The organism is Streptomyces araujoniae (assembly GCF_050871195.1).
GTDB lineage: Bacteria > Actinomycetota > Actinomycetes > Streptomycetales > Streptomycetaceae > Streptomyces > Streptomyces bacillaris.
In genome coordinates, this window is sequence record NZ_CP194070.1 from 1,797,182 (window position 1) to 1,817,654 (window position 20,473).

Here is a 20,473-nt window from a genome sequence, read left to right on the forward strand (position 1 = left end):
TCAATCCTTTGATCGATCATCGATCAGCGCCTTACAGTTCACTGCGCGGGCCCACCGGCCCCATCGCTCTGTCCTGCCAGATAGGGCCTTTCTCCACCCCCCTCCTCTCCGGAAGGCGGCGATCATGACCGACCCCGTAGGAAAGCTTCCGAGCGAGCTCGACCAGCTCCCGGACCGTGACCCCGAGGAGACCGCCGAATGGGCGGCCTCCCTGGACGCCGTCACCAAGGCCGCCGGCCCGCACCGCGCCGCGTACCTGATGCGCCGCTCGCTGCAGCACGCCGAGGGCGCCGGTCTCGCGCTGCCCAAGCTGCTGGAGACCGATTACGTCAACTCCATCCCGACCGCCGCCGAGCCCGCGTTCGACGGCGACCTGGAGATGGAGTCGAGGATCACCGCGTGGAACCGCTGGAACGCGGCCGCGATGGTCACCCGGGGTGCCAAGCACGGGGTCGGCGGTCACATCGCGACCTTCGCCTCGGCGGCCTGGCTCTACGAGACCGGCTTCAACCACTTCTTCCGCGGCAAGGAGGGGGACGGCTCCGGCGACCAGCTCTACATCCAGGGCCACGCCTCCCCCGGCATCTACGCCCGCGCCTTCCTCGACGGGCGGCTCACCGAGCAGCACCTCGACAACTTCCGCCAGGAGGCGGGCGGCGAGGGTCTGCCCTCCTACCCGCACCCGCGGCGGCTGCCCTGGCTCTGGGAGTTCCCCACGGTGTCGATGGGCCTCGGCCCGCTCTCGGCCATCTACCAGGCGCGCTTCAACCGCTATCTGGCCAACCGCAACATCAAGGACACCTCCAACTCGCACGTCTGGGCCTTCCTGGGCGACGGCGAGATGGACGAGCCCGAGTCGACCGCCGCCCTCGCGCTGGCGGCCCGCGAGCAGCTGGACAACCTGACCTTCGTCATCAACTGCAACCTCCAGCGGCTCGACGGCCCGGTCCGCGCCAACTTCCGCGTGGTCCAGGAGCTGGAGGGCGCCTTCCGCGGAGCCGGCTGGAACGTCGTCAAGACGCTCTGGGGCAACGCCTGGGACGAGCTGTTCCAGCTGGACACCCAGGGGGCGCTGCTGCGCCGGCTGCGCGAGGTCCCGGACGCGCAGTTCCAGACGTACGCCACCCGCGACGTCGCCTACATCCGCGAGCACTTCTTCGGCGCCGAGCCCGCCCTCGTCGAGCTGGGCAAGCTGCTCAGCGACGCGAAGATCGCCGAGTGTTTCTACACCTCGCGCGGCGGCCACGAGGCCCGCAAGGTCTACGCCGCTTACAAGGCTGCCGTCGAGCACAAGGGCGCGCCGACCGTGATCCTGGCCCAGACGGTCAAGGGCTACACGCTCGGCAAGGGCTTCGAGTCCAAGAACGCCAACCACCAGATGAAGAAGCTGTCGATCGACGAGTTCAAGGGCATGCGCGAGCTGCTCGGTCTCCCGATCCCGGACAGCGCCTTCGAGGACGGGCAGGTCCCCTACGGCCACCCCGGCGCCGGCTCCCCCGAGGTCCGCTACCTCCAGGAGCGCCGTGCCGCCCTCGGCGGCCCCGCCCCGGCCCGCCGCCTGCACGCCGTCGAGCCGCTGCCGCAGCCCGAGGAGCGCGCGTTCAAGGCCCTGTACAAGGGGTCCGGCAAGCAGGAGATGGCCACCACCATGGCGTTCGTCCGCCTGGTGAAGGACCTGATGCGGGACAAGGAGACCGGCAGGCGCTGGGTGCCGATCGTCCCGGACGAGGCCCGTACCTTCGGTATGGAGTCGCTCTTCCCGTCGGCCGGCATCTACTCGCCGCTGGGCCAGACGTACGAGCCGGTCGACCGCGACCAGCTGATGTACTACAAGGAGGCCAAGGACGGCCAGATCCTCAACGAGGGGATCACCGAGGCCGGGGCCATGGCCGACTTCATCGCCGCCGCCACGTCGTACGCGACGCACGGCGAGACGATGATCCCGTTCTACATCTTCTACTCGATGTTCGGCTGGCAGCGGACCGGCGACCAGATGTGGCAGCTCGCCGACCAGCTCGGCAAGGGCTTCATCGTCGGCGCGACCGCCGGCCGTACGACCCTGACGGGTGAGGGCCTCCAGCACGCGGACGGCCACTCGCACCTGATCGCGGCCACCAACCCGGCCTCGCTCAACTACGACCCGGCGTTCGCGTACGAGATCGCGGTGATCGTCAAGGACGGCCTGCGCCGGATGTACGGCCCCGATGCCGAGGACGTCTTCTACTACCTGACGGTCTACAACGAGCCGAAGCCCCAGCCCGCGATGCCCGAGGGCGTCGAGGAGGGCATCGTCAAGGGCCTGTACCGCTTCAAGGAGGGCACGCCCGCCAAGGCGGACGCGCCGCGCCTGCAGCTGCTGGCCTCCGGCACGGCGATCCACTGGGCCCTGGAGGCCCAGGAGCTGCTGGCCGCCGACTGGGGTGTCACGGCCGACGTCTGGTCCGCCACCTCGTGGGGCGAGCTGCGCCGCGACGCGCTGGAGTCCGACGAGGCGCTGCTCCGCGGTGAGCAGCGGGTGCCGTACGTGACGCAGGCGCTCGCCGGTGCGCCGGGCCCGGTGCTGGCGGTCAGCGACTGGATGCGCCAGGTGCCGGACCAGATCAGCCAGTGGGTGGAGCAGGACTGGTCCTCGCTCGGCACGGACGGCTTCGGCCTCTCCGACACCCGGGAGGCGGCCCGCCGCCACTTCGGCGTCGACGCCCGGTCGATCGTCGTCGCCTCGCTGGCCCAGCTCGCCAAGCGCGGCGAGGTCCCGGCCTCGGCGGTCAAGGAGGCCCGGGAGCGCTACGGCCTCTGAGCCCCGCTCCCGTACAGACCCGAACCCCCGGCCCCCGGGGCGGCCGCGTCCGACAACGCGCCCGCCCCGGCGGTCGGGGGTTCCGGCGTGCACGATCGGCCCGCGCGGACGCGGGATGCGGGATGCGGACGGCCGGGGGTGCCGGGGGCACCACAATGGGGCCATGCGTGCTGCTCGGCTGATCAAGATGGTCCTCCTTCTTCAGGCCCGTCCCGCCATGACCGCCGCCGAGCTGGCGGCGGAGCTGGAGGTGTCGGAGCGCACGGTCACCCGGGACGCGCAGGCGCTCTCCGAGGCGGGCGTGCCGGTCTACGCCGAGCGCGGCCGGGCGGGCGGCTACCGGCTCGTCGGCGGCTACCGCACCCGGCTGACCGGGCTGGCGCGCGACGAGGCGGAGGCGCTGTTCCTCTCCGGGCTGCCCTCGGCCCTGCGGGAGATGGGCCTGGAGGACGCGGCGTCGGCCGCCCGGCTCAAGGTGTCGGCCGCACTGCTGCCCTCCCTCCGTGACGCCTCCTCGTCCGCCGCCCGCCGCTTCCACCTGGACGCGCCCTCCTGGTACCACGAGCCGGAGACGCCCGAGCTGCTGCCCGTGATCGCCGACGCCGTCTGGGACGACCGCCTGGTCCGGGCCCGCTACCGCAGGGGCGGGGGCCGCGAGGACCGGGGGGACCGAGACCGTACGGAGGTGGCGCGGGAGCTGGCTCCGCACGGGCTCGTGCTCAAGGCCGGGGTCTGGTACCTCTGCGCCAGGGCGGGCGACGACTTCCGGGTCTACCGGATCGACCGGTTCACCTCCGTGGAACCGGCCGACGAGCGCTTCGAGCGGGACGAGGGCTTCGACCTGCCCGCGTTCTGGGAGGAGCGGGCCGCCGGCTTCGCCCGCTCCCTTCTCCGCACCGAGGTGACCGTACGCGTGTCCGAGAACGGGGCCCGGCGGCTCGCGTACGCCGGTGACCGTGCGGCGGCCGCGGAGGCTCTCGCGCAGGCCCCTCCGGCGGGTCCGGACGGGTGGCGCACGGTCGTCCTCCCCGTGGAATCACTGGACGTGGCATACAGCCAGCTCCTTTCGCTGGGTCCCGAGTTGGAGGTCGTGGCCCCCGAGGAGTTGCGGAGCCGGTTCGCCGCGGCGGCCGAACGCCTGCGCGAGCTGTATCGCTGAAAGGCTTCTTTTCGCCGTCTGGGCGTGCGAGGGGTCCCGGCAGGCTGGATGCTGGACCCGTGATGGACGAGACGGAATTCTGGGAGATCGTCGACAGCAGCCGCGAGGGCGCCGAGGGCGACCCCGAGGAGCAGGCCGACCTGCTCGTGGAACGGCTGGTGCAGCTCGACCCCGATTCCGTGCTCGACTTCGCCCGGCACTTCGAGGCCCGCTACCACCGCGCCTACCGCTGGGATCTGTGGGGCGCGGCCGCCGTGCTGCTGGGCGGGGCGAGCGACGACGCCTTCGACTACTTCCGGTGCTGGCTGATCGGACAGGGCCGGGAGGTCTTCGAGGGCGCGCTGCACGACCCGGACGCTCTGGCGGAGCTGCTGGACGACTTCGACGAGGAGATCGACGGGGACGGGGAGGAGCTGGGTTACGCGGCCGACGAGGCCTACGAGCAGCTCACGGGCGTGGTCGCGCCCGACCTGGGGCTACCGCCCCAGCCCACCGAGCCGCTGGGCTCACCGGTCGACTTCGAGGACGACGAGGCCCTGGCCGCCCGCTACCCGGAACTCTGGAACCGCTTCGCGCCCCGCTGAGCCCCGCCCGGCCGGGGAGCCGGGCCGCGCCGCTCAGGTCCGGGCCACGCAGGTCCGGGCCACGCAGGTCCGGGCCGCAGTGACCGCCGCCCCGGCGATCTCGTCCCGCTCACACCCCCAGGCGGGCTCAGGGCGTGAGTGAGCGACCCATCAGGACGTCGTCGGCATAGCGGCCCTGCAGGAAGAACTCCCCGGTCAGCACCCCTTCCACGGCGAACCCCTCGGAGGCGTAGAGCGCCCGGGCCGGCGTGTTGTGCCCGAGCACCCGCAGAGTGATCCGGTTGGCGCCCTGCCGCCGTGCCTCGGCGCACGCGGCCCGCAGCAGGGTCCGCCCGACCCCGCCCCCGCGCGCCCAGGTGGCCACGGCGAGCCCCTGTATCTGGCGCACATGGGCGTTGCAGGCGAGCGGGGTGGGCGGGACCAGGCGTATGTACCCGGCGATGCGCGTGCCTCCCGGCCCCGCGGCGGAGGGCGCCGCCACCTCCGCCACCAGGAAGTCGTCGGGGCGGTGCCGCTCGTCGAAGAACGGCTCGTAGGGCGGGCGGGGGCGCGGCACCACCGCGTGGAGGGTGGACCAGGTGGAGCGGTCCAGCTCGCCGAGGGCTTCCTCGTCGGCGGACCGGGCGGTGCGGACGGAGACGGAATCGAGGGCAGGTGCGGACATGACGTCACTGTCCCACGCCCGGATCCCCCCGCTCCATGGTGTTTTCCCCCGGAAGCGCTGCCGTGTTCACCCCCGCCCTTGGGGCAGGATGGCACCATGCCGACCTCCCGTATCGCCGTCACTGGTTCCTCCGGACTCATCGGAGCGGCGCTCGTGCGCTCGCTGCGCGCCGACGGGCACGAGGTGGTCCGCCTGGTGCGCCGGCCGGCCCGGTCCGGGGACGAGGTGGCGTGGGACCCGAAGCGGGGCCACGTGGACGTGGCCGGGCTGGTGGGCTGCGACGCGGTCGTCCACCTGGCCGGGGCCGGGGTCGGGGACCGGCGCTGGACCGACGCCTACAAGCAGGAGATCCGCGACAGCCGGGTGCTGGGCACGTCCGCGATCGCGGAGGCCGTCGCCTCGCTCGACGCCCCGCCGAAGGTGCTGCTCTCCGGCTCGGCCATCGGCTTCTACGGCGACACCGGCGACCGGCCCGTGGACGAGAGCGCCCCGCCCGGGGACGGTTTCCTGCCCTCCGTCTGCGAGGAGTGGGAGGCCGCGACGGCCGCCGCCGAGGAGCGGGGCGTCCGCACGGTGCACGCCCGCACCGGACTGGTCGTGGCCCGCGAGGGCGGGGCGTGGGGGCGGCTGTTCCCGCTCTTCAAGGCGGGTCTCGGCGGGCGGATGGGCGACGGGCGGCAGTACTGGAGCTTCATCGCCCTGCACGACCACGTCGCGGCCCTGCGTCACATCCTGGACACCGAGTCGCTGACCGGCCCGGTGAACCTGACCGGGCCCGACCCCGTCACCAACGCCGAGGTGACCGCCGCGATGGGCCGCGTGCTGCACCGCCCGACGCTGTTCACCGCCCCCGCGCCCGCCCTGCGGATCGCGCTCGGGGAGTTCGCCGGAGATGTGCTCGGCAGCCAGCGGGTGATCCCGGGACAGCTGCTGGACTCCGGTTTCTCGTTCGCCTTCCCCGGCATCGACGCGGCGATCCGCGCGGCCCTGCGCTGAGCCGGGGCGCCCCGCGCGCACCCGCTCGGCCGCTCCCCCGGGGGCCCTCCGTGCGACCCCGTGCCCCGGTGCTCCCGGCCACGCGCGTCTGACCCACTATCAGCCATCCTCCTAACCTCGATGCGAACTCCGGCATTCCGGGGACCTGTTGGGGGCAAGAGCCCCCCACCAGTCGCACCGACTCGGGGAGGGGCTTGTGCGCAGCACGGCACACCACGCGGACGTGATCATCATCGGGGCCGGGATCGCCGGCCTCTCAGCGGCCCATCTGCTGACCGGCGCCGGAGTCGGCGTCAGTGTTCTGGAGGCGGCCCCCACCCCGGGCGGCCGACTGGCCACCGACGAGGTGGACGGTTTCCGGCTCGACCGGCTCGGCCCCCTGCTCTGCACCGCCTGGCCGGAGCTGACCTCCACGCCCGGGCTGGGCACCCCGGAGCTGCGGGAGTTCGCCTCCGGAGTGCTGGTGCACAGCGACGGCCGCCGCCACCGCACCGCCGACATACGGAGCGCAAGGGGCGCACTCAGAGCCGTACGCACCCGGTCGAGCGCCCCCCACGATCCGCCCGGCGGTCACGGGAGCCAGGTGCGGCCCGTGTCACGGAGCGGGCCCGGGGCCCGGGGCCCAGCGTTCCAGAACACCGGGCTCCGGGGCTCCGGCCTCCGTGCACCCGGCCTGCGGAACAGCCACGCGGTCTCCGACGCGATCGACCGGGCCCGGCTCGGCGCGGCGCTCTCCCGGCTGGCCGCCGCCCCGACGGCCCGGCTGCTGGCCCGCCCCGAGCGGACGGCGCTCGCCGCGCTGACGGCGGGCCAGATGCCCGCCCGCACGGTGGACGGCGTCCTGCGTCCGCTGCTGACCGCGCTGCTCGGTGACCCGGGGCTCACCACGTCGAGCCGGTGCGCGGATCTGGCGCTGCGCGACTACGCGCGGGGCGGACTGTGTGTACCGGCGGGCGGTTCGGGAACGCTGCCCGATCTGCTGGCCGCCGCGCTGCCGCCCGGCACGGTCCGGACCGGCGTGCATGTGACGGCCGCCGACATCACCACCGTACGGACCAAGGAACACGGCGAGCTGGGGTGCCGTTCCCTGCTGCTGGCCACCGGCGCGGGGGCGGCGGCCGAGCTGCTGCCGGGGTTGCGGGTGCCCGCCTTCCGCCCGGTGACGGTCCTTCACCACACCGCGCCCGTACCGCCGCCGACCGGCCGGTCGCTGGTGCTGGACGGTGACCGGTCGGGCCCGGTGGCGTACACGGCGGTGATGAGCGAGGTCGACCCCTCGCGCGCGCCGGAGGGCCGGGCGCTGATCACCTCGACGGTGCTCGGTACGCGGCCGAGCGAGCTGGACCGTTCCGTACGGGCCCATCTGGCACGGCTGTACGGCACGCCGACGGACGACTGGGAGCTGCTGGCGGCCCACCACGACCCGGAGGCGGTCCCCGCCATGGAGGCGCCGCACGACCCGCGCCGGCCGGTCCGGGTGCTGGCCGGGCTGTACGTGTGCGGCGACCACCGCGACACGAGCACGGTCCAGGGGGCGCTGCACTCGGGGCGCCGGGCGGCCGAGGCGATCCTCACCGACCTGGGTGTACGCCCGGCACACGCCGGGGGCACGGGACTGCCGGAGGCGGCGTAGGGGCAGGGACGGGAGCGCCGGGGCGCAGGCGGCGGGGGCGTACGGGACGCTCCCCGGCCTCCCCGGTCAGCCCAGCGCCGCCACCCGGTCGCGGTAGCCCCGTACGGCCACCGCGTCCCGGTACGGCTCCAGGCCGCGCTCGAAGGCGCGTACGTACTCGGTGGCCCGGACCGAGCGCATCTCGGCGGCCTGCTGGGCGGCCTCGGCCCCCAGCTGGCAGGCCTGCTCCAGCTCACCGAGGCCCAGCCGGGCGGAGGCGAGCACCACCCGGCAGAGCAGCCTGCTGCGGGCGTACGCCGGGGCGCGGAGCTGGAGCGAGCGCTCGGCGTGCTGGGCGGCGGCCCGGTACTGCTGGAGGTCGCGGTGGCAGTGGCCCAGCTCGTGGGCGAGCTGGGCCTCGTCGAAGGGGCGGGCCCACGGCGGCGCCTCGTCCCCCGGCCGGGCGGTCTCCAGGGCGTGCTCGGCCCGGGTCAGGGCGGCGGTGCAGGCCCGCGCCTCGCCGAGGATCGCGTGGCCGCGCGCCTCCACCGAGTGCAGCAGGGCCTGGACCAGGGGCGGGGCGGCGGAGCCGATGCCCTGCTGGGCGACGCGGGCGAGCTGGACCGCCTCCCTGCCGTGGCCGAGGTGGACGGCCTGGCGGCTCATGGTGATCAGGACGTACGCCCCGTAACCCCGGTCCCCGGCGGCCTGGGCGAGCCGCAGGGCCTGGACGAAGTACCGCTGGGCCAGTCCGTGGGCGGCGATGTCGAACGAGGTCCAGCCGGCCAGCCGGGTCAGGTCCGCGACGGCGGCGAAGAGCCGGCGCCCGGTGGCTTCGCCGTAGCTCCCGCGGAGCATCGGCTCGGCCTCGTGCTCCAGATACCGCACGAGGGCCTGGCGGGCGTGGCCGCCGCCGTAGGCGTGGTCGAGCGTACGGAACAGCTCACCGACCGAGCGCAGGGCGGAGACGTCGCCGGTGCCGACCCGCAGGCCGGTCCCCCGCTCGGTCTGCCGCTGGCGCGGGACCGCGGGGAGCGCCTCCGTACCGGAAGGAGCCCCGGAGCCGGACGGACCGCCGCCGGACGGACCGCCGAGGAGTCCGCCCGGTGCGCCGGTGGACAGCCCGGCGGGCAGAGCGCCGCCGGATCGGCCGCCCGGTCCGGACGGGTCCACCGCGGACGGACGGCCTCCGGCCGGCACGGGGTGGCCGCTCGTCTGGCCGGAGTGGCCGACGGCCGTGGCGGGGCGGCCGCCGGGGCGGACGGGCCCGCCGGGCCGGGGCGCGCCCCGGAGGTCGGTACGCGACCCCCCGTCCGCACGGCCGGGGGCCTCCGGGCGGCCGGGCGACGACGGACCACCGGCTCCCCCGGCACCCGCCCTGCGGTGCTGCGGGGCGGGCGGCCGGTCCGCACCGCCGTCGCGGGCCACCCATTCGTCGGCGCGGCCGATCAGCCAGTCGCGGCTGGGAACGACGAGCCCGGCCGGGGTGAAGGCGATCTTCCGCAGCTCCGTGTGCGAGCCGGAGTCCTTGCGCCAGAGGCCGCTGACGATGTCGACGGCCTCGCTGGGCGTGGCCGCGAACTCCAGCCCCGCGTAGACGGGCGCGCAGGCGTCGAGGCCGAGGTCCTGGGCGGAGAGCCGCCGCCCGAGGCGCCGGGTGAAGACCTCGGCGATCAGGGCGGGGGTGGTGCCGCGCGGCTGCTGTCCCCGCAGCCAGCGGGTGACCGAGGTCTTGTCGTACCGCAGGTCCAGTCCGTGTTCGAGGCCGAGCTGATCGACCCGGCGGGCGAGGCCCGCATGGGAGAACCCGGCTTCCGCGATGAGTGAGGCGAGGCGGCGGTTGGGCGTGCGCTGCGGGGGTCGTTCCGACATCAGCTGTACGGTCTCCTGCCTTCGGGGGCCGGGACAGCCCCTGGGGAACGGCGCGAATTTAGCGTCCGCCGGGGCGGTCGGTGACACCCTTTGCTCCACGTTCATCCGATCGTGTGAGGATTGCGAACCGAGCTGACGGCGGCGCCCGGATGGTGATCCGCCACCGGTCCATGTCCGGTCCGCGTCCGGCCCGTATCCGGTCAGCGCCCGTCCCCCGCCCGTCTCCCGCCCGGCCCGGGACCCGTCCGCCGCCGGTCCGCCCTCGCCCTGCCGGTGGGCCGACCGGGTGACGGTCGTACAGTGGTTGCGGGCGCGACCAGTGCAGGGTGCCGTCATCCCGGGGACACCCCTCCGGGCACACGGCGTCCGACGTAGGGAGGCATCTGTCGTGAGCGAGCTGCGGTTCGTCCGTCTGGGCTTCGGTCCGGAGGCGGTCGAGTACCAGGAGGCATGGCAGAAGCAGCGCGAGGTGCATGCCGCCCGGTTCGAGGACCTGGTGCCGGACACCTGCCTGCTCCTGGAGCATCCGCCGGTCTACACGGCGGGGCGCCGCACGGCCGACAGCGAACGTCCGCTGGACGGCACCCCGGTCATCGATGTGGACCGGGGCGGGAAGATCACCTGGCACGGCCCGGGGCAGCTCGTCGGCTACCCGATCCAGAAGCTGCCGCGCCCCGTCGACGTCGTCGCGCACGTCCGCCGCCTGGAGGAGGCGCTGATCCGCACGGCCGCCGACTTCGGGGTGGAGACCTCGCGGGTGGAGGGCCGCAGCGGTGTCTGGGTGCTGGGCGACCCGGTCGAGCAGCGCCAGGCGCTCGGCGGACTCTCGCTCGACTTCGACCCGCGACTCCAGGACGAGGAGTTCGACCCGCGGCTGAACGGCCCGGAGTACGCCCCGTCCAACGCGGGCCAGCGCCGCGAGGACCGCAAGCTGGCGGCGATCGGGATCCGGGTGGCCAAGGGCGTGACGATGCACGGCTTCGCGCTCAACGTGAACCCGGACAACACCTGGTTCGACCGGATCGTGCCGTGCGGCATCCGGGACGCGGGGGTCACCTCCCTCTCGAACGAGCTGGGCCGGGAGATCACCATCGAGGAGGTGCTGCCGGTCGCCGAGAAGCACCTGCGGGACATCCTGGAGAACGCGGACATGGCGCCCCGCGTGATCGAGCGGGCGGCCGAGCAGGCCCCCGCCCCCGCGTAGTCCCCGCCGGGACCCGGCGTGGTGCCTACCGGTGGGTCTACCCGCCAGTAGGCCGGCCGGGGGAATAGGCCCCGTCGGCCGCAGGTTGGGCAGACGTAAGGCCGTTTGATTTACGGGCGTACCCTGGTGTTCGCCGAAGAATCCAATGCGAATCCAATGCAGCGAAAGCAAAGGGGAGCCGGAGTGTCCGCTGTCGCACCCGACGGGCGCAAGATGCTGCGCTTGGAGGTCCGGAACAGCCAGACCCCCATCGAGCGCAAGCCCGAGTGGATCAAAACGCGGGCGAAGATGGGCCCCGAGTACAAGCAGCTGCAGAATCTCGTGAAGGGCGAGGGGCTGCACACGGTCTGCCAGGAGGCGGGCTGCCCCAACATCTTCGAGTGCTGGGAGGACCGCGAGGCCACGTTCCTCATCGGTGGCGACCAGTGCACGCGGCGCTGTGACTTCTGCCAGATCGACACGGGCAAGCCGCAGGCGCTGGACCGTGACGAGCCCCGCCGGGTCGGCGAGTCCGTCGTCACGATGGACCTGAACTACGCCACCATCACCGGCGTCGCCCGCGACGACCTGGAGGACGGCGGTGCCTGGCTGTACGCGGAGACCGTGCGCCAGATCCACACGCTGACCGCGGAGCGGGAGGCGGGCGCGACCAAGGTCGAGCTGCTGATCCCCGACTTCAACGCCGAGCCCGAGCAGCTGGCCGAGGTCTTCTCCTCGCGCCCCGAGGTGCTCGCGCACAACGTGGAGACGGTGCCGCGCATCTTCAAGCGCATCCGCCCCGGTTTCCGCTACGAGCGGTCGCTGGAGGTCATCACGCGGGCCCGCGAGGCGGGTCTGGTGACCAAGTCGAACCTGATCCTCGGCATGGGCGAGACCCGCGAGGAGGTCAGCGAGGCGCTCCAGGACCTGTACGACGCGGGTTGCGAGCTCATCACGATTACGCAGTACCTGCGGCCCACCGTGCGCCACCACCCGGTCGAGCGCTGGGTGAAGCCGATGGAGTTCGTCGAGCTGAAGGACGAGGCCGACGCGATCGGGTACTCCGGCGTGATGTCGGGGCCGCTGGTGCGTTCCTCGTACCGCGCGGGCCGGCTCTTCCAGCAGGCGATGGAGGCCCGCGGCGCGGCCGCCGGCACGGCGTCGACGGCCCTTCCGACGGCCCAGGCCGTCTGAGTCCGCGCGTGCGTGACCGGGCCCGGCTCCGTGTGAGTCCGCTCACCCGGACTACCGACCGGTAACCGCAGGATCGAAGCGGCTCGTGCGCTCCCCGCAGGTGAGGGGCGCGTATGGGCCGCTTCGGCGTGCGGGGCACCGGAATGAAGGGTTCATTGGTGTTTGACCGACCGGTCACGCGCTGGTAACACCGAGCAGTGACCCTAGGTACATGTACGGCGGCAGCTCCCGCGGCCGCCGCCACGGTCCCCGTACCGAGGTCCCCGTACTCAGTCCGCGCCGACCCGTGTCCCGGGTGGCGCACCCGCTCCGAGGGGGAGACACCATGCAGGCCGCACCGGTCCGCGCCCACGCCCTTCCGTCCGTCACCACCGCCCTGCGCGCCGTCGAGTCGCTGCTGCTGAGCAGCGGCCAGCGCACCGCCCGCCGCAACGCCTGGACGGCCGTCCTGGAGGACCGCCGCCGGGCCAAGGACCGGGTGGAGGCCGAGTACGTCCTGGACGCGGTGGCCGACCACCGTTCCTAGGTCGCTTCCTCGCCACGTAAACTTCGGTACATGGCGAGGAAGGCAAAAACTGAAGGCGCGGACAGCGCCGAGAACGCGGGGCGGCTCAAGCAGATCGCCCTGACCTACAAGATGACCAGGCGGACCGACAGCAAGATCGGTCTTGTCATCGCGGGTGTCGGAATCGCCACCTTCGGTGTCCTCCTCGGCATCGGCTTCGTGATCGGGCACCCGGTCTATCTGGGCATCCTGGGCTTCGTCCTGGCCCTCCTCGCGATGGCCATCGTCTTCGGACGACGGGCCGAGCGGGCGGCCTTCGGCCAGATGGAGGGCCAGCCCGGCGCGGCGGCCGCCGTCCTGGACCGGATCGGCCGGGGCTGGACCACGACCCCCGCGGTGGCGATGAACCGCAGCCAGGACGTCGTGCACCGGTCGGTCGGCAAGGCCGGCATCGTCCTGGTCGCCGAGGGCAACCCGAACCGGGTGAAGGGCCTGCTGGCGGCCGAGAAGAAGAAGATGGCCCGCATCGTGGTGGACGTCCCGGTCCACGACATCATCGTCGGCAACGGCGAGGGCCAGGTGCCGCTGAAGAAGGTCCGCACCAAGATGCTGAAGCTCCCCCGCGTCCTGACCGGCCCGCAGGTGACCACCACCAACGACCGGCTGCGCGCGATGGGCGACCTGATGAGCAACATGCCGCTGCCGAAGGGCCCGATGCCCAAGGGCATGCGGATGCCGCGCGGCGGAAAGATGCGCTGACACCGGACGTAGGCGCCGAACGCAGCGCGGCCCCGGACCGAGGACGGTCCGGGGCCGCGCTGCGTTCGGCGCCTGTGGCGCGGGCCGCGTACGCACATGCGTACCCGCACGAGCACGGCTGCCCGCGCACCCGCACGGGCAGAGCTACATACGCACCTGCAGGGCGCGGCCGAGCCGGTCGTGCAGTCCGCGGCCGTCGCGGTCCCAGACGAGGGCGGGGATGACGAGCAGGAGCAGCACGGTCCGTACGATCACGCGGCCGAAGCCGAGGCGGCCGCCGTCCTCGGAGACCACGCGCAGCCCCAGGAGGCGCTTGCCGGGGGTGCAGCCGATGGTGCCGACGGTGAGGGCGCTCATCAGCAGGAAGACGCCGAGCGCCCAGTTCCCCGCCGCCTGCTGGTCACCGCGAGCGAGCAGCCCGTATGCGATCACCATGCAGAGCGACCAGTCGATGAAGAGCGCCCCGAAACGACGGCCGAGCGGCGCGATGGCCCCCGGCCCCTCCTCGGGCAGCCCGAGCCGCTTGCCGCGGTAGCCGAAGTCGGCGCCCATCTCCTCCGCGGCCGCGCGGGGCCCGGAGAGCCACGATCCGATTGCTTGCCTGTTGTCCACCCGACCACGGTACTGCGCCCCCGTTCGTAACCGGCCGGGCGGGGCAGGGAAGAACCGTGCGGGGAGCACCGCTGAGATGCCGGTCACCCCTGACCCGGTTAACTTGAGCGAAACAAATGGGTCATGCTTGAGAAACCACGTCTGCCTATGGTCGGGTCCAGCGTGTGCCACCCGCACTGGCCGCTCAACGAGCTACAACCCCGTCCCTCCCGGGCCGGGAGTAGGAGGAGTTGGATGTTCCGGAACGCCGACGAAGTGCAGAAGTACGTAGCGGACAACGACGTCAAGTTCATCGATGTCCGGTTCTGCGACCTGCCCGGGGTGATGCAGCACTTCACGATCCCGGCGGCGACGTTCGACCCGGCCGAGGAGCTGGCCTTCGACGGTTCGTCGATCCGCGGTTTCCAGGCCATCCACGAGTCGGACATGGCGCTGCGCGCGGACCTGTCGACGGCTCGGGTGGACCCGTTCCGCCGCGACAAGACGATCAACATCAACTTCTTCATCCACGACCCGATCACGGGCGAGCAGTACAGCCGCGACCCGCGCAACATCGCCAAGAAGGCCGAGGCGTACCTGGCCTCGACCGGCATCGCGGACACCGCGTACTTCGGCCCGGAGGCCGAGTTCTACGTCTTCGACAACGTCCGCTTCCAGACGTCGGCGAACGAGAGCTTCTACCACATCGACTCCGAGGCCGGCGCCTGGAACACCGGTGCGGTCGAGAACAACCGGGGTTACAAGGTCCGCTACAAGGGCGGCTACTTCCCGGCCCCGCCGGTCGACCACTTCGCCGACCTGCGCGCCGAGATCTCCCTGGAGCTGGACAAGAACGGCCTCCAGGTCGAGCGCCAGCACCACGAGGTCGGCACCGCCGGCCAGGCCGAGATCAACTACAAGTTCAACACGCTGCTCGCCGCGGCCGATGACCTGATGCTCTTCAAGTACATCGTGAAGAACGTCGCCTGGCGCAACGGCAAGACCGCGACCTTCATGCCGAAGCCGATCTTCGGCGACAACGGCTCGGGCATGCACGTCCACCAGTCGCTGTGGCAGGGCGGCTCGCCGCTCTTCTACGACGAGCAGGGCTACGCCGGTCTCTCGGACACCGCGCGCTACTACATCGGCGGCATCCTGAAGCACGCCCCGTCGCTGCTGGCCTTCACCAACCCGACGGTGAACTCGTACCACCGCCTGGTCCCCGGCTTCGAGGCCCCGGTCAACCTGGTGTACTCGCAGCGGAACCGTTCCGCCGCGATGCGCATCCCGATCACCGGCTCGAACCCGAAGGCCAAGCGCGTCGAGTTCCGCGCCCCGGACCCGTCCTCCAACCCGTACCTCGCGTTCTCCGCGCTGCTGATGGCGGGCCTGGACGGCGTGAAGAACAAGATCGAGCCGGCCGAGCCGATCGACAAGGACCTCTACGAGCTGGCTCCCGAGGAGCACGCCAACGTCCAGCAGGTCCCGACCTCCCTCCCGGCCGTGCTCGAGGCCCTGGAGGCGGACAACGAGTACCTCCAGGCGGGCGGCGTGTTCACGTCGGACCTGATCGAGACGTGGATCGACTACAAGCGCACGAACGAGATCGCCCCGATCCAGCTGCGCCCGCACCCCCACGAGTTCGAGCTGTATTTCGACCTCTAAACCGCCGGAACCGTCCGAACGACGGTGTCGCGTACCGAGGGCCGCCGCTTCCTCCCGGAAGTGGCGGCCCTCGGCCGTGCCCGCGCACGCCGCGCGGTGGGCCATCCCGGCGGGCCCGTCGCGCCGAACGCCCGGGGCGTCCACGGCCTGCCGCGGGGTCAGCGCAGCGAGGGCCGGGCCCGTCCCGCCCAGTACTCGTCCGCCGTGATGCCCAGCAGGACAACGTCGTGGTAGGCGCCGGCGAAGAACTCGTGCTGGCGCAGACGGCCCTCCTCGACGAAGCCGAGTTTGCGGTAGAGGGCGAGGGAGGCGTCGTTGAAGGCGTAGACCTCCACCTCGCACTTGTGGCTGCGCTGTTCGGCGAACATGTAGGTGAGGACCAGTTCGGTGGCCTCGGACGCGTAGCCCTGGCGGCGGTGTTCGCGGGTGACCTCGATGCCCGTACGGAAGCGGCCGGCGCGGGCGTCCGTCTCGCCGACCGTCACCGCGCCGACGAAGGCGTGCTCGAAGCGGGTCTCGATGACCAGGCGGTACGCGGCGGGGTTCGGGGGGCGGCCGGCGCGTTCGGCGGTCCAGGCGCGGAAGCTCTCGTCCGAGCGCGGGGGCTCCACGACGTCGGCGTTGCGGGCGTCCACGGTGTGCAGGGCCAGGGCCCGGAAGGCCTCCCAGTCGTCGGGTTCGATGCCGCGCAGCCGTACCCTCTCACCGGTCCACAGGTCGCTCATCGCTCTCCCGCCGTCCAGGGCGAACGGGCGGCGGCGGGGCCGCCCCTGTGCATGATCGGCTCGATCGTCATCCGGTCACAGTAGAGGCAACCGGTACGGTGTTCGATGCCTTTTCGGGGACGTGCCCCCGCCGGCCCGCCATGCGACAGCCCAGGCAGCCGGGGTGGCCCCGGCGGGCCGAGCGGTCCCGGACCCTCCACGACCACTCGCTCTCCGGGCGCGGGCCGCTCGGCTTGCCCCAGCCCGCCAGGTGGAGGAGCCAGGTCAGCAGCGCCGCGCCGAGGGTGAGGCCGGTGCCGAGGAGGGCGACGGGGAGGGAGACCGCCGCCACGGCCACCCCCAGGACCACGCAGCCCACGACCGCCGTCACCGTGCCCGTCCAGCCGGCGACCGTGTGGCCCATGTCGACATGGCCGTGCGCACTCATGACTCTCCCTGGGGCCGACGTCCCGGACAGTAGGCTGAACGGGACGAGCTTTATCTTACGAACTAAGTTACTTAGATGCTAAGGGATTCTCTGCGTGGACGGCAAGCCGCGGGCGAAGGCCACCCCGGAACAGGCGCACGCCCTGATGGACCGGCTGATGGCGCTGGGCATCGTCGCCCAGCACGACATCGCGGGCCGGCTCGGGCTCAACATCACCGACCTGACCTGCCTGGGCTTCGTCCTGGAGGCCCAGGGCGCCGGGACGGCCGCCACGGCGGGTGAGCTGGCCCAGCGCGCCAACCTCACCACCGGCGCCGTCACCGGGGTCATCACCCGGCTCGAACGCGCCGGTTACGCCCGCCGGCAGAGCGACCCGGCCGACCGCAGGCGGGTACGGGTGGTCGCCGACGAGACCGCCGCCGCCCGGCTCTTCGAGGTGTACGGGCCCAACTACCAGCGGTTCGCCGCCCTGTTCGCCGACTACTCCCCCGACGAGATCGCCGTGCTCTCCGACTGGTTCACCCGCGCCACCGAGATCATGAGCACCTCTCTGGACGAGGTGCGGGGCGGGAGTACGGAGGGAGCGTAGGCCTGCGGGAGGGGGGGAAGCGGGCATGGCTGTGCCCGGCGGAACGGCTTCCGTTCCCCCGGGCACAGGACGTCAGGCAGTGGTGGTGGCGGCGGTCGGGTCAGCGGCCGTAGCGGATCAGGGCGCGGACCATGCGGCAGGTGGTGTCGGACGGCGGGTGCATGCCCAGGCGCTCGGCGGTGGTCCGTATCTTGTGGTTGCCCGCGCTGGCCGGCTGGTAGACCCCGCTGTCGAGCAGGGCGATCGCCAGACGCATGGCCTTCAGGCGGCGGTTGTGCGAGACGTACCACTCGCGGGGGCGGCCCGCGGGCAGGCGCTTCTTCGCCGGCGGGGTGGGCAGGGGCGGGCGGAAGGGCATCGGGAGCTGTCGGTCGAGCGGCTCGGTGGTGGCTGCGGCAACGGCCATCGGCATCCTCCTGGCAGGGTGGTGGAACCCTCACGAACTCCCTCCATTTTACTGCCCACCACTGACAATCGTCCCTGGCCAGAGGCGTTTTCAGGGGCCCCTCGCGTAACCTTGGCCCCATGGAGATCTGGATCAATCCGGCCTGTTCCAAGTGCCGCGGCGCGCTCACCCTGCTCGACGCCGAGGGGGCCGACTACACCGTCCGTCGCTATCTGGAGGACGTGCCCTCGCCCGAGGAGATCCGGACCGTTCTGGACCGGCTCGGCCTGGAGCCGTGGGACATCACGCGGACGCAGGAGTCCGTGGCCAAGGAGCTGGGGCTCAAGGAGTGGGCGCGGGACTCCGGTTCGCGGGAGCGGTGGATCGCCGCCCTGTCCGAGCACCCCGAGTTGATCCAGCGGCCCATCATCACCGCCGACGACGGCACCGCCGTGGTGGCGCGGAGCGAGGACGCCGTACGGGACGCGCTGGGGCGGTAGCCAGGGGGTGACGGCCTGGGGGGTGACGGCCTGGGGGACGGTAGCCGGGGGCGATGGCCCGGGGGCCACGCGGACGTCGTCGTCAGGCCCCCGTCGCCCCGGCTCCCCTCACCCCGCCCGGCGCTCCGCCTCCGCCAGCAGCTCCGTCAGCCGGAGGCCGAAGCGGGCGTCGCAGGGGTGCGGCACCCCCGTGCGTACCGCCTCGGCCAGCGCGTCCACCGCGCCCCGGAACGCCGGCTGCGCGCCGTCCCACCCCGGGAGCTCGGCCGTCCCGTGCTCGCCGCGCAGCTCGATGCCCACACCCGCCGCGGCCGGTGGGGCGCTCAGGCCCAGGGTCACCGTGCTGGAGGCGCCGGAGCCGTGGCGCAGGATCAGGTGGGTGGTGTCGGCGGGGCCCCGCGCGGCCGTCAGCTCCGTGACCTCACCGAGCACCGGGATCAGCACCGACAGCGCGTGCGGGCCGACGTCCCACAGGCCGCCCTTCTCCCGCCGCCACGGCGACTCGGCGTACTCGCTGGCCGAACCGGCCGCGTAGAGCGAGCCCAGCCACTGGGCGCGGGCGGTGAACCAGCCGCCCACCGCCGCCTGTTCCGCGATCCACGCCACGGTCTCGGGCGCGAAGCGGAGCGTGCAGAAGACCACCGAGGCCACCTCCGCCTTCGCCACCGCCTCCGCGACCGCCCGCGCCCCCTCGACCGTCCCGGCGACCGGCTTGTCCATCAGGACGTGGCACCCCGCCTCCGCCGCCCGGACCGCGAGCGGAGCCTGTACGTCCGGCGGCAGCGCGAAGGCCACCGCGTCGCTCGCCTCCAGCAGTTCGTCGATGCCCGCCTCCCCCGTGCAGGCCCGGGTCCCGTGCGCGGCGGCAAGAGCCTCCGCCGCCTCGGCCCTGCGGCCCCACACCCCGGTCAGTACGGCGCCGGGGTGGGCCGCGAGGGCGGGGGCGTGGGTATGGCGCGCCCAGGGGCCCGCGCCGAGAAGGCCGATCCGGAGAGGGGGTGCGGCGTCGGGAGGGGCGGGAGTGGTGGAGGCAGCCGGGGGTGTCGTCATGGAGTCAGTGTGCCCCGTGCCGGAATGCGGTGGCCAAAGCCTGTTCCGGCCCGTTGCGTTTCCCGGGCCGGCCGCGGGACTTCGGCTGCGACTTCCGGGACGTGCCTCTGAAGCGATGATTTCGTTGTTCGCGTCTCCATTCCCCGGGCGGCCACCGCGTCCACCCCGGTGCAAGACCATGAATACGTCCGAGGGCCTCGCCGATCTCGTCGCCGCCGAGGACGTCCTGCTCTTCGTGAACGCCGCGATCACCGCCACCGGACAGCGCGAGTTCCGCCCAGGCGTTTCGGGCGCCACGGACCATCGGCTCTCGCTGGATTTCCTGCACACCTACGTACGGCCGTGGTGCACCTCAACCCCGTATACGACGCCGGGGGATTCGACGTACGGCGGCTGGCGGCCGGGGTTCCGACGGCCGGGATCCGGGACGCGGAGGCTGTGCCCGGGCCAGTGCGGGGTGATGGTGTACGTCTCCGACGCGCTCGCCGCCGCCTTCGTGGTGCCGCACCCGGAGGACTACCGGCTGCCGCACGCCTCGCTGGTGGAGGACCTGTTCGGGGAGCTGGTGCACCAGTACGGGCTGTACGGGGCCCCGGTGGCGGAGTTCGGGGCGCGGATCCGGGGCGAGGAGCACATCCGTACGCTCGCCGGTCTCCGGGTGGCGGCGCGCGGGCGGGAACGGGCGTGGGAGGAGGCGCACGACAGGCTGTTCGCGCGGAGGCTGCTGAACACCTCGTACGGGTTCGAGCGGGTGTACCGGATGGGGTCGTTCACCCTGTGGCGGTTCCTGCCGCCGTTCGTCCGGGACGGGAGCGGTCAGCGCATCGGGGAGACGGTCACCGGACACAAGGGGCAGGTCGCCTGCCTCAAGACGTTCCGGCTCTCCGACGCCCGGGTCCGGCGCGGCCATCTGCTCCACACCCTGGCCGTCGCGGAGTGGGAGCTGTCCCGGGCCGCCGGGGTGCTCGGGACGAGCCGCGAGGAGCTGGTGCGGCGCATCCGTACGGCCGGGTTCTCCCAGCTTCTCAAGGGCAACGCGCAGACCGGCGCGCAGAGCGGGGAAAGGGCGGAGAGCAACGTGGGACGAGAGCCCACAAGGTGGCCTTTTTAACGTAAGAATCCTCGGTAACACGGGGTTCACACTTGGGCAACGGACGGGAAATCGCACCTTGCCAAGCTGCGCGGCATAGACCGCTGCACCCGCAAAGGATGGCGT

Annotated in this window: 20 protein-coding genes; 13 read left to right on the forward strand and 7 right to left on the reverse strand. The window is 72.8% G+C overall.

Annotated features, from left to right (window positions below):
* Window positions 1–124 precede the first annotated feature (124 nt).
* The 3 genes from aceE to ACQ9ZG_RS07690 all read left to right on the forward strand — a co-directional run bounded on the left by aceE (window position 125) and on the right by ACQ9ZG_RS07690 (window position 4,540).
* The gene (gene aceE / locus ACQ9ZG_RS07680; RefSeq protein ID WP_109916437.1) at window positions 125–2,797 is read left to right on the forward strand and encodes a pyruvate dehydrogenase (acetyl-transferring), homodimeric type; all 2,673 of its coding nucleotides are present in this window, start codon (window positions 125–127) and stop codon (window positions 2,795–2,797) included.
* Window positions 2,798–2,960: 163 nt separating this feature from the next.
* The gene (locus tag ACQ9ZG_RS07685; RefSeq protein ID WP_499280169.1) at window positions 2,961–3,956 is read left to right on the forward strand and encodes a helix-turn-helix transcriptional regulator; all 996 of its coding nucleotides are present in this window, start codon (window positions 2,961–2,963) and stop codon (window positions 3,954–3,956) included.
* Between the two features lie 62 nt (window positions 3,957–4,018).
* Entirely contained in the window at window positions 4,019–4,540 is a 522-nt protein-coding gene (locus tag ACQ9ZG_RS07690; protein ID WP_028415545.1) for a DUF4240 domain-containing protein, read from the forward strand.
* A 127-nt stretch (window positions 4,541–4,667) separates the two neighbouring features.
* Here ACQ9ZG_RS07690 and ACQ9ZG_RS07695 read toward each other — a convergent pair whose 3' ends face one another.
* Complete coding sequence (locus ACQ9ZG_RS07695) at window positions 4,668–5,204, reverse strand: GNAT family N-acetyltransferase (RefSeq protein WP_109914210.1); 537 nt, start codon at window positions 5,202–5,204, stop codon at window positions 4,668–4,670.
* Between the two features lie 96 nt (window positions 5,205–5,300).
* Between ACQ9ZG_RS07695 and ACQ9ZG_RS07700 the strand changes: the two genes are divergently transcribed.
* Window positions 5,301–6,200, forward strand: a complete 900-nt coding sequence (locus ACQ9ZG_RS07700) for a TIGR01777 family oxidoreductase (protein ID WP_109914209.1) — start codon at window positions 5,301–5,303, stop codon at window positions 6,198–6,200.
* A gap of 196 nt (window positions 6,201–6,396) precedes the next feature.
* Window positions 6,397–7,833, forward strand: a complete 1,437-nt coding sequence (locus tag ACQ9ZG_RS07705) for an FAD-dependent oxidoreductase (protein WP_499280170.1) — start codon at window positions 6,397–6,399, stop codon at window positions 7,831–7,833.
* 66 nt (window positions 7,834–7,899) lie between these two features.
* Here the strand turns inward: ACQ9ZG_RS07705 and ACQ9ZG_RS07710 are convergent, their stop codons facing one another.
* On the reverse strand, window positions 7,900–9,684 hold the full coding sequence (locus tag ACQ9ZG_RS07710) for an NsdA family TPR-like regulatory protein (protein ID WP_499280171.1): 1,785 nt from the start codon (window positions 9,682–9,684) through the stop codon (window positions 7,900–7,902).
* A 388-nt stretch (window positions 9,685–10,072) separates the two neighbouring features.
* Here ACQ9ZG_RS07710 and lipB point away from each other — a divergent pair, with 388 nt between their 5' ends.
* The 4 genes from lipB to ACQ9ZG_RS07730 all read left to right on the forward strand — a co-directional run bounded on the left by lipB (window position 10,073) and on the right by ACQ9ZG_RS07730 (window position 13,325).
* Window positions 10,073–10,888 (forward strand): lipoyl(octanoyl) transferase LipB, encoded by an 816-nt coding sequence (gene lipB, locus ACQ9ZG_RS07715; protein ID WP_018486736.1) that lies wholly within the window; start codon window positions 10,073–10,075, stop codon window positions 10,886–10,888.
* 183 nt (window positions 10,889–11,071) lie between these two features.
* Window positions 11,072–12,061: a lipoyl synthase gene (gene lipA / locus ACQ9ZG_RS07720; protein ID WP_028415539.1), complete on the forward strand. Its 990-nt coding sequence runs from the start codon at window positions 11,072–11,074 to the stop codon at window positions 12,059–12,061.
* Between the two features lie 325 nt (window positions 12,062–12,386).
* Window positions 12,387–12,587: an SCO2195 family GlnR-regulated protein gene (locus tag ACQ9ZG_RS07725; protein ID WP_018486738.1), complete on the forward strand. Its 201-nt coding sequence runs from the start codon at window positions 12,387–12,389 to the stop codon at window positions 12,585–12,587.
* Between the two features lie 30 nt (window positions 12,588–12,617).
* The gene (locus ACQ9ZG_RS07730; RefSeq protein WP_018486739.1) at window positions 12,618–13,325 is read left to right on the forward strand and encodes a DUF4191 domain-containing protein; all 708 of its coding nucleotides are present in this window, start codon (window positions 12,618–12,620) and stop codon (window positions 13,323–13,325) included.
* 144 nt (window positions 13,326–13,469) lie between these two features.
* On the opposite strand, the gene ACQ9ZG_RS07735 is transcribed toward ACQ9ZG_RS07730, so the two are convergent.
* Window positions 13,470–13,877 (reverse strand): RDD family protein, encoded by a 408-nt coding sequence (locus tag ACQ9ZG_RS07735; RefSeq protein ID WP_018486740.1) that lies wholly within the window; start codon window positions 13,875–13,877, stop codon window positions 13,470–13,472.
* A gap of 294 nt (window positions 13,878–14,171) precedes the next feature.
* Here ACQ9ZG_RS07735 and glnA point away from each other — a divergent pair, with 294 nt between their 5' ends.
* The gene (gene glnA / locus ACQ9ZG_RS07740; RefSeq protein WP_028415537.1) at window positions 14,172–15,581 is read left to right on the forward strand and encodes a type I glutamate--ammonia ligase; all 1,410 of its coding nucleotides are present in this window, start codon (window positions 14,172–14,174) and stop codon (window positions 15,579–15,581) included.
* Between the two features lie 158 nt (window positions 15,582–15,739).
* On the opposite strand, the gene ACQ9ZG_RS07745 is transcribed toward glnA, so the two are convergent.
* Together ACQ9ZG_RS07745 and ACQ9ZG_RS07750 are read right to left on the reverse strand one after the other, a co-directional pair.
* Complete coding sequence (locus ACQ9ZG_RS07745) at window positions 15,740–16,306, reverse strand: GNAT family N-acetyltransferase (protein WP_028415536.1); 567 nt, start codon at window positions 16,304–16,306, stop codon at window positions 15,740–15,742.
* 67 nt (window positions 16,307–16,373) lie between these two features.
* A complete protein-coding gene (locus tag ACQ9ZG_RS07750) occupies window positions 16,374–16,733 on the reverse strand; it encodes an HGxxPAAW family protein (protein ID WP_084996010.1) in 360 nt (119 codons plus the stop codon).
* A gap of 94 nt (window positions 16,734–16,827) precedes the next feature.
* Between ACQ9ZG_RS07750 and ACQ9ZG_RS07755 the strand changes: the two genes are divergently transcribed.
* Complete coding sequence (locus ACQ9ZG_RS07755) at window positions 16,828–17,322, forward strand: MarR family transcriptional regulator (RefSeq protein WP_028415534.1); 495 nt, start codon at window positions 16,828–16,830, stop codon at window positions 17,320–17,322.
* A 100-nt stretch (window positions 17,323–17,422) separates the two neighbouring features.
* Here ACQ9ZG_RS07755 and ACQ9ZG_RS07760 read toward each other — a convergent pair whose 3' ends face one another.
* Complete coding sequence (locus ACQ9ZG_RS07760) at window positions 17,423–17,728, reverse strand: hypothetical protein (protein WP_018486745.1); 306 nt, start codon at window positions 17,726–17,728, stop codon at window positions 17,423–17,425.
* Between the two features lie 119 nt (window positions 17,729–17,847).
* On the opposite strand from ACQ9ZG_RS07760, the gene ACQ9ZG_RS07765 reads away from it, so the two are divergent.
* Window positions 17,848–18,207 (forward strand): ArsC/Spx/MgsR family protein, encoded by a 360-nt coding sequence (locus tag ACQ9ZG_RS07765; RefSeq protein WP_109914989.1) that lies wholly within the window; start codon window positions 17,848–17,850, stop codon window positions 18,205–18,207.
* A 108-nt stretch (window positions 18,208–18,315) separates the two neighbouring features.
* Here the strand turns inward: ACQ9ZG_RS07765 and ACQ9ZG_RS07770 are convergent, their stop codons facing one another.
* Window positions 18,316–19,257 carry a Gfo/Idh/MocA family protein gene (locus ACQ9ZG_RS07770; protein ID WP_499280173.1) on the reverse strand — a complete coding sequence of 314 codons (942 nt, stop codon included), beginning with the start codon at window positions 19,255–19,257 and terminating at the stop codon, window positions 18,316–18,318.
* A 178-nt stretch (window positions 19,258–19,435) separates the two neighbouring features.
* On the opposite strand from ACQ9ZG_RS07770, the gene ACQ9ZG_RS07775 reads away from it, so the two are divergent.
* Complete coding sequence (locus ACQ9ZG_RS07775; RefSeq protein ID WP_258312335.1) at window positions 19,436–20,368, forward strand: ARPP-2 domain-containing protein; 933 nt, start codon at window positions 19,436–19,438, stop codon at window positions 20,366–20,368.
* Window positions 20,369–20,473: the final 105 nt, after the last annotated feature.

What these genes read in the sequence shown, in the direction of transcription:
- aceE (WP_109916437.1), top strand. Translation starts at nt 125, where the DNA reads ATGACCGACCCCGTAGGAAAGCTTCCGAGCGAGCTCGACCAGCTCCCG.
- ACQ9ZG_RS07685 (WP_499280169.1), top strand. Translation starts at nt 2,961, where the DNA reads ATGCGTGCTGCTCGGCTGATCAAGATGGTCCTCCTTCTTCAGGCCCGT.
- ACQ9ZG_RS07690 (WP_028415545.1), top strand. Translation starts at nt 4,019, where the DNA reads ATGGACGAGACGGAATTCTGGGAGATCGTCGACAGCAGCCGCGAGGGC.
- ACQ9ZG_RS07695 (WP_109914210.1), bottom strand. Translation starts at nt 5,204, where the DNA reads ATGTCCGCACCTGCCCTCGATTCCGTCTCCGTCCGCACCGCCCGGTCC.
- ACQ9ZG_RS07700 (WP_109914209.1), top strand. Translation starts at nt 5,301, where the DNA reads ATGCCGACCTCCCGTATCGCCGTCACTGGTTCCTCCGGACTCATCGGA.
- ACQ9ZG_RS07710 (WP_499280171.1), bottom strand. Translation starts at nt 9,684, where the DNA reads ATGTCGGAACGACCCCCGCAGCGCACGCCCAACCGCCGCCTCGCCTCA.
- ACQ9ZG_RS07725 (WP_018486738.1), top strand. Translation starts at nt 12,387, where the DNA reads ATGCAGGCCGCACCGGTCCGCGCCCACGCCCTTCCGTCCGTCACCACC.
- ACQ9ZG_RS07730 (WP_018486739.1), top strand. Translation starts at nt 12,618, where the DNA reads ATGGCGAGGAAGGCAAAAACTGAAGGCGCGGACAGCGCCGAGAACGCG.
- ACQ9ZG_RS07735 (WP_018486740.1), bottom strand. Translation starts at nt 13,877, where the DNA reads ATGGGCGCCGACTTCGGCTACCGCGGCAAGCGGCTCGGGCTGCCCGAG.
- glnA (WP_028415537.1), top strand. Translation starts at nt 14,172, where the DNA reads ATGTTCCGGAACGCCGACGAAGTGCAGAAGTACGTAGCGGACAACGAC.
- ACQ9ZG_RS07745 (WP_028415536.1), bottom strand. Translation starts at nt 16,306, where the DNA reads ATGAGCGACCTGTGGACCGGTGAGAGGGTACGGCTGCGCGGCATCGAA.
- ACQ9ZG_RS07750 (WP_084996010.1), bottom strand. Translation starts at nt 16,733, where the DNA reads ATGAGTGCGCACGGCCATGTCGACATGGGCCACACGGTCGCCGGCTGG.
- ACQ9ZG_RS07760 (WP_018486745.1), bottom strand. Translation starts at nt 17,728, where the DNA reads ATGGCCGTTGCCGCAGCCACCACCGAGCCGCTCGACCGACAGCTCCCG.
- ACQ9ZG_RS07765 (WP_109914989.1), top strand. Translation starts at nt 17,848, where the DNA reads ATGGAGATCTGGATCAATCCGGCCTGTTCCAAGTGCCGCGGCGCGCTC.
- ACQ9ZG_RS07770 (WP_499280173.1), bottom strand. Translation starts at nt 19,257, where the DNA reads ATGACGACACCCCCGGCTGCCTCCACCACTCCCGCCCCTCCCGACGCC.
- ACQ9ZG_RS07775 (WP_258312335.1), top strand. Translation starts at nt 19,436, where the DNA reads ATGAATACGTCCGAGGGCCTCGCCGATCTCGTCGCCGCCGAGGACGTC.